At 62.9% G+C, this 17610-nt stretch carries 13 protein-coding genes; 8 read left to right on the forward strand and 5 right to left on the reverse strand.

Annotation, left to right across the window (positions count from 1 at the left end):
* Positions 1-11: 11 nt before the first annotated feature.
* From ABMA32_RS17100 to ABMA32_RS17110, 3 genes are all read right to left on the reverse strand, one after another.
* Positions 12-1970 (reverse strand): TadE/TadG family type IV pilus assembly protein, encoded by a 1959-nt coding sequence (locus ABMA32_RS17100; RefSeq protein WP_349015017.1) that lies wholly within the window; start codon positions 1968-1970, stop codon positions 12-14.
* 33 nt (positions 1971-2003) lie between these two features.
* Positions 2004-3959 carry a pilus assembly protein gene (locus ABMA32_RS17105; RefSeq protein ID WP_349015018.1) on the reverse strand — a complete coding sequence of 652 codons (1956 nt, stop codon included), beginning with the start codon at positions 3957-3959 and terminating at the stop codon, positions 2004-2006.
* Positions 3960-4146: 187 nt separating this feature from the next.
* The gene (locus ABMA32_RS17110) at positions 4147-5310 is read right to left on the reverse strand and encodes an EAL domain-containing protein (RefSeq protein ID WP_349015019.1); all 1164 of its coding nucleotides are present in this window, start codon (positions 5308-5310) and stop codon (positions 4147-4149) included.
* 167 nt (positions 5311-5477) lie between these two features.
* Here ABMA32_RS17110 and ABMA32_RS17115 point away from each other — a divergent pair, with 167 nt between their 5' ends.
* Together ABMA32_RS17115 and ABMA32_RS17120 are read left to right on the forward strand one after the other, a co-directional pair.
* Positions 5478-6338 (forward strand): TIGR01459 family HAD-type hydrolase, encoded by an 861-nt coding sequence (locus ABMA32_RS17115; RefSeq protein WP_349015020.1) that lies wholly within the window; start codon positions 5478-5480, stop codon positions 6336-6338.
* A gap of 10 nt (positions 6339-6348) precedes the next feature.
* Positions 6349-7332, forward strand: coding sequence for a bifunctional riboflavin kinase/FAD synthetase (locus tag ABMA32_RS17120; protein ID WP_349015021.1), 984 nt, complete (start codon positions 6349-6351; stop codon positions 7330-7332).
* Here ABMA32_RS17120 and ABMA32_RS17125 read toward each other — a convergent pair.
* Entirely contained in the window at positions 7329-7904 is a 576-nt protein-coding gene (locus ABMA32_RS17125; protein ID WP_349015022.1) for an HdeD family acid-resistance protein, read from the reverse strand. The genes ABMA32_RS17120 and ABMA32_RS17125 overlap by 4 nt on opposite strands.
* Before the next feature lie 170 nt (positions 7905-8074).
* On the opposite strand from ABMA32_RS17125, the gene ABMA32_RS17130 reads away from it, so the two are divergent.
* The 3 genes from ABMA32_RS17130 (at position 8075) to ABMA32_RS17140 (ending at position 12983) form a co-directional block, all read left to right on the forward strand.
* Positions 8075-8890 carry a MipA/OmpV family protein gene (locus ABMA32_RS17130; RefSeq protein WP_349015023.1) on the forward strand — a complete coding sequence of 272 codons (816 nt, stop codon included), beginning with the start codon at positions 8075-8077 and terminating at the stop codon, positions 8888-8890.
* Between the two features lie 237 nt (positions 8891-9127).
* Positions 9128-12115, forward strand: coding sequence for an isoleucine--tRNA ligase (gene ileS / locus ABMA32_RS17135; RefSeq protein ID WP_349015024.1), 2988 nt, complete (start codon positions 9128-9130; stop codon positions 12113-12115).
* Between the two features lie 175 nt (positions 12116-12290).
* Positions 12291-12983, forward strand: a complete 693-nt coding sequence (locus ABMA32_RS17140; protein ID WP_349015025.1) for a hypothetical protein — start codon at positions 12291-12293, stop codon at positions 12981-12983.
* A 21-nt stretch (positions 12984-13004) separates the two neighbouring features.
* Here the strand turns inward: ABMA32_RS17140 and ABMA32_RS17145 are convergent, their stop codons facing one another.
* Positions 13005-13433, reverse strand: coding sequence for a nucleoside deaminase (locus ABMA32_RS17145; RefSeq protein ID WP_349015468.1), 429 nt, complete (start codon positions 13431-13433; stop codon positions 13005-13007).
* Positions 13434-13521: 88 nt separating this feature from the next.
* Between ABMA32_RS17145 and ABMA32_RS17150 the strand changes: the two genes are divergently transcribed.
* The 3 genes from ABMA32_RS17150 (at position 13522) to ABMA32_RS17160 (ending at position 17603) form a co-directional block, all read left to right on the forward strand.
* The gene (locus ABMA32_RS17150; RefSeq protein WP_349015026.1) at positions 13522-15543 is read left to right on the forward strand and encodes a pseudouridine synthase; all 2022 of its coding nucleotides are present in this window, start codon (positions 13522-13524) and stop codon (positions 15541-15543) included.
* Positions 15544-15546: 3 nt separating this feature from the next.
* Positions 15547-16101: a 16S rRNA (guanine(966)-N(2))-methyltransferase RsmD gene (gene rsmD / locus ABMA32_RS17155; protein WP_349015027.1), complete on the forward strand. Its 555-nt coding sequence runs from the start codon at positions 15547-15549 to the stop codon at positions 16099-16101.
* Between the two features lie 92 nt (positions 16102-16193).
* A complete protein-coding gene (locus ABMA32_RS17160) occupies positions 16194-17603 on the forward strand; it encodes a M16 family metallopeptidase (RefSeq protein WP_349015028.1) in 1410 nt (469 codons plus the stop codon).
* The last annotated feature ends 7 nt before the right edge of the window (positions 17604-17610 follow it).

Consider the following 17610-nt stretch of genomic DNA (forward strand, 5'->3'; position numbering starts at 1 on the left):
CGCGTGGCGCGTCAGCCGACGATGCGCAGGTTGGACAGTTCGTCCGCGATTTCCTTGAACTTGTCGGCGAGGTTTGAACCGGACGCGTTCCAGTAAAGCTTGGCCGGCTTGGTGGGATCGACGGCGTCCTTGCGGAATCGCGAATCCGACGAGCACTTCTTCAACGCCTCGATGGCCTTGTTTTCCGCGGTGACCGTTGTGCTGAGATCGAGCGAGACGGTCATGACGAGTACGCCGGCAGCCTTGGCGTTGTCGCAGACCGAGACCATCTGCTCGTCAAGTGCTGCGGTATAGTTCGACGTCGAATAGTTGTATTTCCCGATCGCGCTGCTCGTCCCCATGAAGAGACGCGTGGTCCCTGTGCCGTTGTATCCGAGACCCGCATACCCGTAGGCCGAATAGACCGACTTGTTGGATGCGGGATCCGAGCCGCCCTGCGCACCGTAGACATTTGCTCCGTCGGTCAGAACGATGATGACCTTGTCGTTGCCCTTTTCCGACTCCGGTCGGCCCTCTGCGAAGGGGGGCGTGCTGGTCAGCGTGCGCCAGCCCCAGGCGGTGCCCTCAGGCACGTTGGTGTTGCCGTTGGCCGTCATCTTGTCGATCGCGTCCTTGATCGTCGTCAGGCCGGCCTCGGTCGTCACGTCCATCAGCGGCGTGATCGGCGTCGTGGTGCAACTATAGTTCGGTCCGCTGCCCTTCGGCGAGGTGGCGCCGTAGGGACGAACTTCCAGATACTTCTTCATATTCTTTTGGCGCGCGCTTCCCGAGCTGCTCTCGGTGCCGTCGTTCCACCAATTGTTGGACGCGTTGTAGTTGTCCTGCGTCTGCCCCTCGACCGCCCAGCGGTCCCCCGGCTCGTCGGGCGCGAACATTGGCACGAACATGGTCGCCGGATCGCCGAAGCCGATGCCCGTATTGGCGGTGCCGCCTTGCGCAGGCGTGTCGATGACGTTGTATGGATAGGGGCGGGCTTCTACACAACCCTGCCAGCTGGAGTAAGTCGTGACCGTCTCGTCGTAATAGCCGGTCTCGCGCCAGTAACCTTCGCGGCAGGAACCGTTGTTGCGGTAGCGTGTGCAGACATATTCCTGGCCGGTCGCGACCCACTCGCGGTCGCTGACATGCTTCATGTCCTGATAAAGGGAAAAGCGCGACAGGATGCCGTTTTGCGTATCACCCCAGTCGCTGCCCCGCTTGTACCAGATGCCGCCCACCTTCTCCGCGCGCCTGTTCGTGTCGGTGAGCTTGGTCCAGTCGAAATTCTCGTGATGTACTGGGGACAGGCCCTCGGTATCGATCCACGAAGCGCCGGCGTTTTCCGGGCCGACATTGACCGAGGCGGCAAACGGTACGAGCGAGAACTGCACGGGCTTTTCGATCTGCTTGATCTGGCCGGCCTGCAAGGCAAGCGTATCGACAAGCTGCTTGGCTGCTGTCTTCAGCAGCGCCAGCCGCTTCTGCCCCGAGCCCGAGCCGGTTTCGTCCATCGAGCCGGAATTGTCCAGGACGAGGGCGACTTCGAGCGTATTCTTCAGCCGGATTTCGCTGTCGGTGAGGAAGCTGATTTCCTTGTTGCGCTCATCAGGCGGCGTGCCGAGAAGCCCGAAAAAGGCTGGAAGGAAATACGGCTTGTAGTTGAGGACGGCAGACATCTTCAGCGTGCCGCCGCCGTGCTGGTTGCTGGGGAGCACCACGGTCAGCTCAGTGTCAGCGGGATCGACCGATCCGAGGTTGGCCTTGAAGAACTCGTTGGCATAGGCGATCAGTTCGGCGTCCGACGCGCCGGTCACCACCTGCCTGGCTGTCGCGAGCCCCGCTGCGTCGAGTGCGCTGGCGGTCGCCTGCTTCTGCCGGTTCATCTCGCTATAGTCGACGGCGATCGCGACGCTGCCCATGATCGGCAGCATGGCGATCGCCGTAAGCATGGCATAGTTGCCACGACGGTCCCGCAGGAACCTGTTGATCATTCTCTGCGGCCCCCGCCGCGTCTACGTATGCTGTTACCCGACGATGCGCAGGTTCGACAGTTCGTCCGCGATTTCCTTGAACACGGTCGAGAGGGTCGCGCCGGTCGCGTTCCAGAAGAGCTTGGCCGCCTTCCCGTCCGATCCCTTGCGGAAACGCGAGTCGGAGGCGCAGCTCCTCAGTTCGGCGATCTGCTTCTTGTCGGCGGTCTTGGTCTCGTCGAGATCGAGCGCCACCGTCATCATCAGGACGTTGGAGTTCTTTGCGTTGGTGCAGATCGCACGCATGTGCTCGTCGAGCGCGGCCTGGTAGTTGGTAGAGCTGAAAGTCGTCTTGGTTACGGTCGTTCCCTTATAGAGTCGGCCCGTCGGTTCGGTGGTGTCGAACTTCTGGCCGGCATAGCCGTAGGCCGCATAGGTCGACTTGTTGCCCGCGCCGTCGGTACCGCCCTGGTTGCCATAGACGTTGGCGCCGTCAGTCAGGACGATGACGACCTTGTCGTTACCCTTTTCGCTGTTGTCGCGGCCTTCCGTGAACGGCTCGTTACTCGATACGACGCGCCAGCCCCAGGCCGTACCTTCCGGCACGTTGGTGTTCCCGGTCGGCTGCATCGCGTCGATAGCGTCGGTTATCGTCTTCTTGCCCGCAGCGATCGTTACATCCGTAAGGGGCGTGATCGGCGCCGTCGTGCAAGATGCGTTCGGGCCTGTTGAACTGCTGGAGCCATACGGTTTCACGCGGAAATACTTGCGTGCGTCCTTCTGGCGGTCGAGGACCGTGGGCGTGTAGTTGAGCTCCCAGTCGGCCCACCAGCTGTTGCTGTAGCCGAAGTCGGTATTGTTGGCTGTAAGGTCGTTCGTGCCGTCATGGTTGAGATCCTGCCAGCGGTTGCCGGCCTCGTCCGGTGCAAACATGGGCACGAACAGAGTTGCCGGTGTTCCGCTTGAGGGCGTGGCGTCATTCTGGTTGTACGGATAAGGACGGGCTTCCACGCAACCCTGCCAGGACGCATATTTCGTGGTGATGTAGGTGTAGTCGGGCGTGGTCCAATAACCGGCGGTGCACTTGCCCTTCTTGTCGGTCTTTGTGCAGATATATTCCTTTGTGTTCGGAACCTCTTCGCGACCGGACTCGATCAGCATGTCGGCATAAAGACTGAAGCGGGTCAGCGGTTGGTCCTTGCTATCACCCCAGCCGGCGCCACGCTTGTACCAGACATCGCCGACCTTCTGCGCCCAACGGTCGCCGAGTTCGTCCTTGCGCGCCTCGGTCATTCTCGACCAGTCGAAATTCTCATGGTGCATCGGCGACGTACCCCGAGTGTCCATCCAGCTCTCACCATCCTTGTCCGGTCCGATGTTGACGGATGCTGAGAAAGGGACAATGCCGAACTGGACAGGCTTGTCGATCTGCTTCATCTGCGATGCCTGCTTGGACAGCGTCTCGACCAGTTCCTTCGCGGCGGTGCGAAGCAGTACGATACGCTGGTCGTTGGTGCCCGTACCCTTTTCGCTCATGGAGCCGGAGTTATCGAGTACAAGCGCGACCTCAAGCGTGTTCTTCAGCCGGATTTCGGCTTCAGCCTGCACATTGATGTTCGGATCGCTCGATACCCTGTTCACCATAGCGGCCGCGGCCGGCAGGAAATAGGGATGGTATGTCAGGTCGGCGATCAGCTTGAGCGTGCCCCCGCCAAAGTTGTTGTTGGGCAGGATTACTGTCAGGGCCGTGTTGCTGGGCTTCACCGCGCCCAAATTGGCCTCGAAAAAGTCCTTCGCGTAGGTCTTGACGTCGGCCTCGCTGGCTCCCTCGGCGATACGCCTGGCGGTGGCGATACCGGCGGCGTCGAGGGCTGCCTTTGTGATCGCGCGCTGCCGCGACAGTTCGGTGTAATCCACCCCGATCGCAAGCCCGCCCATAATGGGCACCATCGCGATGGCGGTCAGCATCAGATAATTGCCGCTGATGTCATTCCAAAACCGGCGGAACATGGTCAAGCACCCCTGCCTAACTGATTTAGTAGCGGGGCACCTTCCCACAAATCCTTAAATTACCGGTTTTCAAGATGGCTCTAAAATCACGTAGGGCCTTCAGGGTGGATTAACCAAATCGGCGGTCTGATTTACGAACCGGCAACCATTCCGTCCGACCGCGCCGCCTCCTGGACCCTAACTGTTGCTAGATTTTCAGTCGGCGGGGGGCGGCAAGACGGTCGCCGGTCATCAGGTCTACGCCCATGTCGATCAGCGCGACCGCATCCTCTTCGGACTGTACGTCAGTCGCGATGATCTCCAGCCCGGCGGCACGGGCCGCTTCGACAAGGGCAGAGCCTTCGGATGCGGCCTTCCGGCCTTTACCCTTGTCGAGCAGGCGGTCGGCGGCGATCTTTACCTGCCCGATGCCTGCCTTTTTAAACTGTTCTCCCTGCGCTCCGGACCAGTTCTCCGCGGCAAAGCGTATGCCGAGGCCAGAAAGCAACTCTACAGCGGCTGTGTGCTGCCCCGATTCGGCGATATCCCCCGGTAGCGAAAGGACAATGGAACGTGCGAGCGAAGGGTGCAGCTTGAAGATGTCGAGCACCGTGGCAAACTCGAAGCCGTCCTGCAGGAGCGCCGATGAAACTGCGACGTGCAATGGCTTCCTTTCGCTGACCTCGCCGAAGCGCTTCCGCACAGCCTCTGTCGCCGAAACCATCGCCATGCGCTCCAGAGCGGCAGGGTCGATGTCCGCCACCGGCCTGTCGAGACGCCTTATATCGATCGGCTTTCCCTCCTCGGGCTGGACGTGGAGATGCGCTTCAAAGCCGCCTGCCTCGCCGCGCCCCGCCGCGATTATGGGCTGCACACTGAAATCTGCCACGCCGCCAGCGACCATGCGCCTGATCGCGGTGTCGATCGCCCCAGTTTCCGGATCGACCGGCGTAGCCGGGCCGGTAGCGCCTGTGACAACCGTTCCGTCGCCAAGACTGTCAGCTCCGACCTCGCGATCCTCCGAACTGCGTTTTACGGCCTTTCTGCCGGAGAGGGCATCCAGCCTGCTGGACACCGTAGCGCTCAAATCGCCGAGCTTGGCCGCTTCGCGATCGCCACGAAGGGACAAGTCCTTCATCGCCGCGTCCATCGAGCGGGTCAGGCGTTCGAGTTCCGTTGCAACGAGATTTGCCCGGTTGAAGGAGCGATAGGCCAGCGCCGCAGCTCCGAGCGCAAGGAGCAGTGTGGCCGCAGACGTGAAAAGTACGATGTCTGTGGTAGCTGTGCCGCCCGCGACGGCTAGCTGAAGCAGAAACGTTGCCGCCGCGCAGAAGGCGGCCGCACCGGCTATGGCCAACAGGATGCGCTGCATTTTACCGGACCATCCCCCCTTCCACCATTATGTTGACGTGCGTTGCCCAAAGCAATCGCCCGGTTCTGTTTGAATGTCGATTGGTCCTGAACGGGGAAAGCTGGTGACAGGTTGCCATCGTTGCGCTAATCGGTGGCCCGATTTCCCCAACCCGCAAAGACCGGTTCATGGCAGACAGGCCCAACACGATAGCGTCCCTGACGGAGATATCGGGACGCTACGCCGCGATCCTTTGCGATGTCTGGGGCGTTCTACACAATGGCGAGTGGTGTTTCGAACCGGCAGCGCAAGCGCTGTCGCAGGCGCGCGAAAGCGGAATCGCTGTGGTCATGATAACCAACTCGCCCCGGCCCCATGATGGCGTGGAGGCCCAGTTCGAGACGCTTGGCGTGCCGGACACCGCATGGAATCGCGTGGTGACATCGGGCGACGTGACGCGCGACCTTGTCGCCGCTGGTCCGCGCCGCATCTTCCATCTCGGTCCTGAGCGCGACGTCAACCTCTACGACGGACTCGACGTGGAACTGGTCGAGGAGTTCGAGGCGAGCGGGGTGGTGTGCACCGGGCTTTTGGACGACGAGGTCGAGACGCCAGACGACTACCGCGACATGCTCGCCCGGCTGCGGGCGCGCAACCTTCCGTTCATCTGCGCTAACCCGGACATCGTGGTCGAGCGTGGCGAGAGGATCATATGGTGCGCCGGCGCACTGGCACGCGATTATTCACAGCTTGGCGGCCGCACGCTGATCGCCGGCAAGCCGCATAGGCCGATCTACGAGGCCGCGCTGAAAGCGGCGAGCGAGTTGCTGGGGCGCGAGATCGACCGCAGCGAGGCGCTGGCCATCGGCGACGGGATGCTGACGGACATCAAGGGCGCATCCGACAACGGTGTCGATGTGCTCTACATTTCCGGCGGGATCCATGCGCGCGACTATGGTCATCCGGAAGACCCGGAGCCGGAAAAGCTGCAGGCTTTCCTGGACAAGCACGGCTACCGGACGGTGGCGACCATGCCGAAGCTGAAATAGCGGACAGGCGATGAGCGACCCGTTTCGACATGTCACAGGCGATGACCCGCTCGGCGTGGATTTGCGCGGAGGCGTCGTGGCGATCGGCAATTTCGACGGCGTTCATCGCGGTCACCAGGCCGTTCTGCAGCGGGCGCTGGACGAGGCAAGGCAACAGGACGTCCCGGCGCTGGTGCTGACTTTCGAGCCGCATCCGCGCAAGGTCTTCCGGCCAGATGTACCGCTGTTCATCCTGACGCCGCCGGCCATGAAGGCAGCCGTACTCGCCGAGATGGGCTTTGCGGCGATGGTCGAGCAGCCTTTCACGCGCGAATTCGCGTCGCACACGGCCGAGAGCTTCGTCACCGACGTGCTGGAGGGCCGGCTGGGCATCAGCCACGCTGTCACCGGTTTCGACTTCCATTTCGGCAAGAACAGGCAGGGCGGCCCGGCTTTCCTCATGGAAAGCGGAGAGCGGCACGGTTTTGGCGTGACGCTGGTCGACGCCTTTCGCGACGAGGGCGCTGAAGTCGTATCGTCGAGCCGGATACGCGGGCTGCTGGAAGCGGGCGACGCCGCGCAGGCGGCGGGTCTGCTCGGCTACCGCTTCACCGTTCAGGCCAAGGTGAGGGGCGGTCAGAAGCTTGGCCGCACACTCGGCTTTCCGACCGCCAACATGGTCATGCCGCCCGACTTCGCGCTTCGCGAGGGAATTTATGCCGTCCGCTTCCGGCGACAGGACGGGTCACTGCATGATGGCGTGGCGAGTTTCGGCAGGCGGCCGACAGTGGACAGCGACGGCTCGCCCCTGCTGGAAACCTACGTATTCGACTTCTCTGAGGAGCTTTATGGCGAGGCCTGCCAGGTCTCATTCTTCAGCTATCTGCGCGGCGAAGAGAAGTTCGGCGGACTGGATGCGCTCGTCGCGCAGATGAAGCGCGACGAGGCCGAGGCGCGGGCGATGCTTTCGGGCGTCAAACCGTTGTCGGAACTGGACGCCCGGATCGCCTTTTAGAGTTTCGCGCCGCTCTTGAGCGCAAGGCCGAGCGCGATGCTGGCCCAACCCTGGAAGATCATGTCGATCGCCAGGAACATGCCGAGCACCCAGACGCTGTTGACCGGCCATCCGATCCCGATGACGATGCCGGCAAGCGCCGTGATGATCGCTGCCGCGATGATCCAGCCGGCGCCCTTTTCGTTCCAGTGCTTGAAGCCGATCCAGGCGCGCACGACGCCGGCGGCTATGAGGCTGGCCGCGAGCAACAGGGTCAGGACGCCAGCCGCGAGCAACGGGTTGATGAACGCGACAATGCCGGCGATGGCGTAGAGCAGGCCACCGAGCAGCCAGCCGAAGAAGCCACTCCAGGTCTTGACGCCAAACGCGTGCACAATCTCGAAGCCGCCCGCCATCAGCATCATGATGCCGACAAGATAGACGGAGGCGACCGTCGCGATGAGCAGGTTTCCGAGCGCGACGCCGCCGACGATCAGCATCAATATTCCGAGCGCGACGAACCATCCCCATTTGGCGCGCAGCTCGCCGGCTCGTTCCTTGAAAGTATCCGTTATGTCCGGTGTCAAAGTCATGGCTTCGTCCCTCCTGAAGCACACCCCAATCAGCGAGGGGATGGTAGTCTCGCCGCAGCGTTTCGTCCATGCGGCGGGCACGCGGAGATATTGCTGAATTAATTCAAATTTTACGCAATCGCCGCAAACAAAGGGTGGTGGCGGCCTTCGGCGCCGGGTAGGGTTGAGTCGTGCTGCGTAAAAAACCATCATTGCTTGCTGCAAGTCTTCTTCTGGCGCTTCCGAACATCTCCCTAGCCGGCGAGGGAGGTGGGGTTTTCGACTGGGTGCACGGCGACTGGAAGCTGATCGTCGGTGCTACCGGCATGGTCGCTCCAGATTTCGAGGGCGCCAAGGACCTGATTTTCAGCGTCTCTCCGATCATTTCGCTTGGCAAGGCCGGTCCTGAAGCACGCTTCACCTCGCGCAACGACGGCATTTCAATCTCGCTGTATGACAATGGCAGCGTGCGCGCCGGCCTGAACGGCCAGTTCATTCGCGAGCGCGACAGCAACGATTACTGGCAGTTGCAGGGGCTGGACCCGGTTCGTTGGGGAGGTGAAATCGGCGGGTTTGCCGAAGTGTATCCGACCGATTGGCTGCGCCTGCGCGGCGAGGTGCGGCACGGCGTGCGTTCTCACACCGGCGTCGTGGCGGATATCACTGTCGATGCATTCAACGACATTACTGACTCGGTTCGCATCTCGGGTGGCCCTCGCATGTCATGGGCTTCGGCGGACTATTTCGAAAGCTACTATGGCGTCGACGCTGCGGAATCCGCAGCCTCCGGCCTGTCCGAATACGATCCGGGCGGCGGCCTGAAGTCGATTGGTTTCGGCGGCGCCTACGATTGGAAGGCGACCGAAAAGCTGACGACCAGCGTTTTCGCGGAGTATTCGCGCCTGATGGGACCTGCGGCGGATTCGAGCCTCGTGGAACAGCGCGGTTCGCCGAACCAGTTCACCTTCGGCCTGTCGGCAGCCTACCGATTCGATTTTTCGATGTAGGACCCGGCGCAAACAGCGCTTTATTCCTTAACCGGTCTCGGCTAGAAGCGCGGCATGACGCATTTTTCGCGCATACCCTTTGCGGCGATACGAATTATGAGCCCGGTGTTCCGGGCAGCCTGAAGGCTGCCGGAGCCGCCGGGACTTTTTGCGCGAAGTTCCCTCGCGCTTTTTCCAGAACATGATAGTTCAACGCCCGAAGGCTTGCGCCCCACGGGCATGCACCATGGCAGAACGATGACCGACACCGCCGAGAAGATCGACTACTCAAAGACGCTCAACCTGCCGCAGACGGATTTCCCGATGCGCGCCGGCCTGCCGGAAAAAGAGCCCCTGGCTGTAAAGCGCTGGCAGGAGATGGACCTCTACAAACGCCTGCGCGAGGATGCCAGGGACCGTCCACTCTACGTGTTGCATGATGGCCCGCCCTATGCCAACGGCAACATCCATATAGGGCACGCGCTGAACAAGATCCTGAAGGACGTGATCACGCGCTCCTTCCAGATGCGCGGCTACAACTCCAACTACGTGCCGGGCTGGGACTGCCACGGGCTGCCGATCGAATGGAAGATCGAAGAGGAGAACTATCGCTCGAAGGGCAGGCAGAAGCCGGATCTTTCCGACCCTGCGGCGATGATCGAGTTCCGCCGCGAATGCCGGGCCTATGCCGAAAAATGGATCGGCGTGCAGGGCGAGGAGTTCCAGCGGCTCGGCGTCGTCGGCGATTTCAAGAACCCCTACACGACGATGGCCTATCATTCCGAGGCGCGCATCGCCGGCGAACTGCTGAAATTCGCCATGAGCGGCCAGCTCTATCGCGGCTCCAAGCCTGTGATGTGGAGCGTGGTCGAGCGCACCGCGCTGGCCGAAGCCGAGATCGAATACCACGACCACGAGAGCGACACGATCTGGGTGAAGTTCCCGGTTGTTCCGCAACACATTGTCCGTGACGGGCCAGTCGCAAAGGATCATCCGCTACGAACGCAAGAGGATCTTTGGTCCTCTTCAGTCGTCATCTGGACGACCACCCCCTGGACGATCCCCGGCAACCGGGCGGTCGCCTATTCGCCGCGCGTCGAATACGGCCTCTATGCAGTCGCGGAAGTCGAGAACGATTTCGGCCCGCGCGTTGGCGAAAAGCTGATCTTTGCGAAAAATCTGGCCGAGGACTCCGCTACCAAGGCCAAGCTCAAGCTGAATCTGATCCGCAACGTTTCAGCGCAAGAACTTGAAGCGATTCAGCTTTCCCATCCGCTGAAAGGTCTCGGAGGCGGCTACGAGTTCACCGTTCCCATGCTCCCCGGCGACCACGTCACAGACGACGCCGGCACCGGCTTCGTGCACACCGCACCTGGCCATGGTCGCGAAGACTTCGACGCGTGGATGGATGCGGCTCCGGAACTGCGCAAGCGCGGCATCGAGACCACCATCCCCTTCACCGTGGACGATGGCGGCTTCTACACGAAGGACGCGCCTGGCTTCGGGCCGGATCGTGAGGGCGGGCCGGCCCGCGTTATCGACGACAACGGCAAGAAGGGCGACGCGAACAAGGCGGTCATCGATGCGCTGATCGAGCGCAACATGTTGTTTGCGCGCGGTCGGCTGAAGCACCAGTACCCGCATTCTTGGCGCTCGAAGAAGCCAATCATCTTCCGCAACACGCCGCAGTGGTTCGTCTATATGGACCACGACCTGAAGGACGGCACGACCTTGCGCAGCCGCGCGCTAAAAGCGATCGACGACACGCGCTTCGTCCCGGCGGCAGGGCAGACGCGCCTGCGTGCAATGATCGAGGAGCGGCCCGACTGGGTGCTGTCGCGCCAGCGCGCTTGGGGCGTACCGATCGCGGTCTTTGTGGACGAGGACGGCAACGTCCTGAAGGACGAGGGCGTGAACCAGCGCATCGTCGATGCCTTCGAGGCAGAGGGCGCTGACGCCTGGTTTGCCGAAGGCGCAAAGGAGCGCTTCCTCGGCAACAGCCACGACCACGCCAAGTGGACGATGGTCAAGGACATCCTCGACGTGTGGTTCGATTCCGGTTCGACGCATGCCTTCACGCTGGAAGATCGCCCCGACCTGAAATGGCCGGCCGACGTCTATCTCGAAGGCTCAGACCAGCATCGCGGCTGGTTCCACTCCTCGCTGCTGGAAAGCTGCGGCACGCGGGGCAGGGCGCCCTACAACGCGGTCGTCACCCATGGCTTCACCATGGACGAGGAAGGCCGCAAGATGTCGAAGTCGCTCGGTAACACCGTGGTGCCGCAGGACGTCATCAAGCAGTCGGGCGCGGACATCCTGCGCCTCTGGGTGGTGACGACCGATTACTGGGAGGACCAGCGGCTCGGCAAGACCATCCTGCAGACCAACATCGACGCCTACCGCAAGCTGCGCAACACCATCCGTTGGATGCTGGGCACGCTGGCGCATGACGACGGCGCGACGGTTCCGCTGGCGGAGATGCCGGAACTGGAGCGGCTGATGCTGCACCGCCTGGCGGAATTGGATCAGGTCGTGCGGGCCGGCTATGACGCCTTCGACTTCAAGCGGGTGACGCGCTCGCTGCTCGATTTCATGAATGTCGAGCTCTCGGCCTTCTATTTCGATATCCGCAAGGACGCGCTCTACTGCGAAGGCCCATCGACCCTCAAGCGAAAGGCTTCGGTCCAGGTGGTCAGGCACCTCTTCGAGTGCCTCGTCACCTGGCTGGCCCCGATGCTGCCCTTCACCACCGAGGAAGCGTGGCTGGATCGCTATCCGGGCAAGGAATCCGTGCATCTGGAGCAGTTCCCCGCGATTCCGGCCGATTGGCGACACGATGGGCTTGCGGCCAAGTGGGAGAAGGTGAAGGACGTGCGCCGTGCCGTCACCGGCGCGCTGGAGATCGAGCGAGCGAAGAAGACAATCGGCGCGTCGCTCGAAGCCGTCCCGGTGGTCTACCTGACAGATGGGGCACTAAAGGAAGCGATCGCCGGCGTCGACATGGCCGAGGTTGCCATTACGAGCGGGCTGGACATCACGGACCATCAGGCTCCGGCGGGCGCTTTCATGCTGCCGGACGTTCCGGGCGTAGCGGTTTTGGTTGAGAATGCCGAGGATCGGGGCTTGCGGAAATGCGCTCGCTCCTGGCGCTACACGGCCGATGTCGGCGACGATCCGGCGTTCCCGGACGTGTCCGCGCGCGATGCTGAAGTGCTGCATGAATTGCGGCGGCTCGGGCGTCTCTGACGCATCCGTGATGGGACGTTGCGGGGCGCAAAGTTGCCCTTGACGGACCCTTAAGGTAAACATTGGACAATCCGGCCGACAAATTGTCGCCGGATTTCCGTCCGATATGCGCAGGATGCGCGGCTGGGCGACTGTTCGGCCGACGGAGAGGTGGTTTTTAGTGGGACTGGTGTCGATGAAGGAACGTTTTGGCGCACGGATGATCGTTGCCGCGCCGCTACTCGTATCCGGCCTGGTTGTGTCGGGCTGCATGAGTTCGCCGACATACGGCACGGGCGTCAGCGCCAACGAGCAGCTTGCATCGGATATCAGCGGCATGTTGTCGATGGCGCCGAAGAGGACGAGCGCCGAGTACGCACCCCGCGCGGAACTGGTCAAGCCGACCAAGCCGACTACGGAGCTTCCGGCACCGCAGGATAGCATTGTCACCGCCGACGCCGGTCAGTGGCCCGAGTCGCCGGAACAGCGACGCGCACGCCTTCGCGCCGAGGCGACCGAGAATCAGGACGATCCGAATTGGAACTCCGGCATCGTGAATGATCTGGGCACGTCGCCAGGCGGTGCCTCGAAGAACACGAAGCTCGGCACGTCGGGACGCAGTTCGGAATCTGGCGTTGCCAAAGCCGGCGAAGCAGAAAACCTCAATGCACTCGGCGCCAAGGCCCGGCAGGCAAAGGCTGTTGCGATGCAGGGTAGCCCGACGGTACGCAGGACTTTGACCGAGCCGCCACTTGACTATCGCCAGCCGGCCGCTACGGCCGCGACCGACGATCTGGGCGAGCCCGAATATCAGAAGCAGCGCCGCCTGAAGGCAGAAGCAAAAGCCGGCGGCAAGAAAACCTTCAAGGACTATATTCCTTGGCTCTAGCGCCAACTAAAGGTCCAGGCTTCACCGGCGTTCGCTGAAGAACGTCCTGAGCAGGTTGGCGGACTCCCGTTCGCCCAAACCCGAATAGACCTCCGGAACATGATGGCATGTCGGCGCGGCGAAAAATCGTACGCCGCTGACGACCCCGCCACCCTTTTCGTCAGTGGCGCCGAAATAGAGGCGGCGTATACGTGCGAACGAGATCGCGCCGGCGCACATGGTGCACGGTTCGAGCGTGACGTAGAGGTCCGCCTCGCCGATGCGTTCGGCGGAGAGCTTTTGCGAAGCCTCGCGGATGACCAGCATCTCGGCGTGAGCGGTAGAGTCGGAGAGTTCGCGGGTTCGGTTGCCGGCACGCGCGACGATGTCGCCACCGTTTACTAGCACTGCGCCGATGGGCACTTCGCCGCGTCGGCCGGCTGCCTCGGCCTCGGCGAGCGCTTCGCCCATGAAATTCGTGCGGCCGGCAACCAATCTCTATTTCCTCGCAAGGCTGAAACGATCCTGTTATCTACGCGCCCAAAGAGGCAAAGGCCACATGAACGACGAACGAGACAACAATCGCCCCCGCAACCGCGGAAAGAAGCCCGGCGGGTCGAAACCGGGCGCACCGGGACGCAGGCCGGACGACTTCCGCAAGGGACCGCCAAAGGGCGGCAAGCCGTTTCGAGCCGACGGAGGCAAGAAGCGCTTCGAGAAGAGCGACGGCGAGCAAGGTTCGGACAGGTCAAAGCGGCCATATGCGCGACCTGAGCGCTCCGAGGGCGATGCCAGAGCGGACCGTGGGCCACGCACCTTCAAGCCCGACGGCGCGCGTGGCGATGGCAAGCCTTTTGTCAAACGCGCCGCGGGCAAAGGCAAGCCTTTTGGCAAGCGGCCCGACCGCGAAAGCGGAGGACGTTCGGCCGGCGGCGGCGAGCACCGCGAGTGGAAGCCACGTCCGCAAGGCACTGAAGCCGGCGGTGCGGAACGCCCACGGCGCGAGTGGAAGCCACGTCCGCAAGGTGTTGAAGCCGGCGGTGCGGAACGCCCACGGCGCGAATGGAAGCCCCGCCCTCAGGGTGCTGAAGCCGGTGGCGCGGAACGTCCGCGCCGGGACGGCGCAAGGTCGTTTGGCTCGAAGAGCCATGAGGGGCAGCGTCGTTCCTATGGCTCGAAAAGCCATGACGACGGTCCACGAAAGCCATTCGCCAAAAGCGCTGAGGCTGTTGAAGGGGTATCTGAAGAGCGCATCGCGAAACGTCTGGCGCGGGCCGGTATCGCCTCGCGCCGGGATGCCGAGGACCTGATCGCGGCGGGCCGTGTGAGCGTTAACGGCCGCAAGCTGGATTCGCCCGCCGTTAACGTCACCGCGAACGACAAGATCGAGGTGGACGGAACCGAAATTCCGGCGATCGAGCGCACGCGGCTTTTCCTGTTCCACAAGCCTGCCGGTATAGTCACCACCAACCGCGATCCCGAGGGTCGCAAGACCGTCTTCGACGCGCTGCCGACCGATCTTCCGCGCTTGATGACCATCGGCCGCCTCGACATCAACACCGAGGGCCTGCTGCTGCTGACCAATGATGGCGGGCTGGCTCGCGTGCTGGAGCTTCCGGCCACCGGCTGGCTGCGGCGCTATCGCGTACGCGTGCATGGCAAGGTCGAGGAGAAGGCACTTGCTGGCCTCAAGGACGGCATCGCTGTGGATGGCGTGTTCTACGGCGCGATCGAGGCGTCGCTGGATCGCGAGCAGGGAACGAATGCGTGGCTGACGATCGGCCTGCGCGAAGGCAAGAACCGCGAGGTCAAGAACATCCTTGGCGCGCTCGGCCTCGACGTGACCCGGCTGATCCGCATTTCCTACGGGCCGTTCCAGCTCGGCGAATTGCCGGAAGGGCATGTGCTGGAGATCAAGGGACGCATGCTGCGTGACCAGCTCGGAGAGCGGCTGGTCGAGGAATCGGGCGCGAATTTCGAAGCGCCCATCGTCAACCAGTTCTCCAACCACCCGGTGCGGCGCGAGTCATCGAGGTCCGAGCCGTTGGAGGAGCGTCCGAAGTTCAAGCGCGACGGTGAGCGTGGCAGGATCGGCGAGGGCGGCTTGATCAAGAAACGCCAGCGTCGCGAAGGCGCGCGCGACGAGGCTCTGGGAAAGCTTTCGACCCGGCCCGACCGACCGAAATTCGAGCGCGGAGAAAGGCCGGAGCGCCCGAAACTGGAACGCGGCGAGCGACCTGAGCGACCGGCCAAGTTCGGCGAACGGCCCGACCGGTTCGCCTCCTTCGCCGACAAGGGTAGCCCTAGGCCGTCGCGCGGCGGAAAGCGCGAGCGCGAGCAGCGCCCGATCGAGCCGCCCGGACAGCGCAAGGCGAATGTCTGGATGGCCCCCGGCGCAAGGCCGATTGGTGCCGGACGCGCTGCGGCCGAGAAGGCTGAGGTAGAAGCAAGGCGGGCAACGAAAAAACCCTTCGGCAAACCCGGCCCACGCAAGCCTCGTGAGGGCGACAGGCCTCACAGCACTCGCAATGGTCCCGGCAAGGGCGGTCCGCGAGGGCCGCGCGGTGGGGGACGCAGCTAGGCGATGCGCATCGTCGGCGGTGAATTTCGCGGGCGTCCGCTCGCCACGCCGCGCAGCCAGTCCATCCGACCCACGACGGACCGGACGCGGGAGGCTGTCTTCAACGTGCTGGCGCATCGTTTCGCCGACAAACTCGAAGGCGCGCGCGTGCTCGACCTTTTCGCCGGCACGGGCGCGCTGGGCATCGAGGCGCTGTCGCGTGGCGCGGCGCACTGCCTGTTCATCGAGGATTCGACGGAGGGACGCGGGCTGATCCGCACCAACGTGGAATCCTTCGGGCTGGTCGGTCGCACCAAGATATTTCGGCGCGACGCGACCGGTCTGGGCGATGCGGGAACCATCGCGCCCTTCGGGCTGCTGTTTGCCGATCCGCCCTATGGCAGGGGCCTGGGCGAACTGGCCTTGAGTTCGGCGCGCAAGGGGGGCTGGCTTGCACCCGGCGCGCTGTGCGTCGTGGAAGAGACCAGTTCGGCGTTGTTCGCGCCGGGCGAGGGTTTTTCCGTCCTCGACGAACGCAACTACGGCGAGACGACGGTCCGCTTCATCGAAGCGAACTGAATTCGGCCTCTTTTCCCGCCCACATGACCAACAATTAACTTAAGGCGGCGGGCCGTTCCCTGTAGTTTCGCGCGCAAATCAGCGGAGCAGATATGGAATCGAAGAGCTTTTTGGGCCGGAGGCTGCGGCTTGGCGCGGCCCTCCTGATCCTGTCGACGGGTCTGGCGGGGACAGCGCACGCGGACACGACACCTGCCACGGCGACGCCCGTCGCACAGGCGCAGGTCGAAAACGAAATCTCCAGCTTCATACTAGACAACGGCATGCAGGTGGTGGTGATCCCCGACCGTCGCGCGCCGATCGTCACGCACATGGTTTGGTACAAGGTCGGCAGCGCCGACGAACCGCCCGGCAAATCCGGCATTGCCCATTTCTTCGAGCACCTGATGTTCAAGGGCACCGAAAAGCATAAGGCCGGCGAGTTCGCCGCCAGGATCGCCGAGATCGGCGGCAGCGAGAACGCCTTCACCTCCAACGACTACACGGCTTACTACCAGACGGTCACTCCGGACGCGCTAGAAAGCATGATGGAGTATGAGGCCGACCGCATGCGCAACCTCATCCTGACCGACAATGTGATCGGGCCGGAACGGGACGTCGTGTTGGAAGAGCGCCGACTGCGTATCGAGACCAGCCCGGAGGCACTGCTTTCGGAAGAGGTCAACGCGACGCTCTACCAGAACCATCCCTATCGGGTGCCGGTGATCGGCTGGATGCACGAGATCGAGCAGCTCAACCGCACCGATGCCGTGGCATTCTACAATCAGTACTACGCGCCCAACAACGCGATCCTGATCGTGGCTGGCGATGTCGATGCCGGCGAGGTGCGGGCGCTGGCCGAAAAGACCTATGGGCAGCTGAAGCGCGGGCCGGACCTGCCGCCAAGGCTGCGCCCGACCGAGCCGGAGCAGAATACCGCGCGTACTGTGACGTTGACCGACCCGCGCGTCACGACGCCGAGCTATTCCAAGACCTGGCTGGTACCTTCCTACAACACGGCCGAGCCCGGCGAGGCCGAGGCATTGGACCTTCTGTCCGAGATACTGGGTGGAGGCATGCGCAGCCGTATTTACCAGGCGCTGGTGGTGAAGAATGGCCTCGCCTCGTCGGCGGGAGCCTATTTCAGCGGAACGAGGCTCGATGTGGCCTCATTCGCCGTTTACGGCGCGCCCCGCGGCACCGCAAAGCTCGATGAAGTGCAGCGGGCTGTCGATGAGGAGATAGCCGCTATCGTCAAGGACGGCGTCGGCGAGCGGGAGCTGGAGGCGGCGAAGGACCGGTTCGTGCGTTCGATGATCTTCGCGCGTGACAACCAGTCATCCATGGCCAACATCTACGGCGCGTCACTCGCCACGGGCGGGACGGTCGAGGATGTCCAGCAATGGCCCGACCGGATCAGGAAGGTGACCGCCGCCGATATCCAGAAGGTCGCAGCGAAGTATCTCAAGGCCGGAAACTCGGTCACGGGGTATCTCCTGCCAGCCGAACCCGTTCAGAACTGACGTGAGT

It is taken from the genome of Mesorhizobium quangtriensis, assembly GCF_040081925.1.
GTDB classification, from domain to species: Bacteria; Pseudomonadota; Alphaproteobacteria; order Rhizobiales; family Rhizobiaceae; genus Mesorhizobium_K; species Mesorhizobium_K quangtriensis.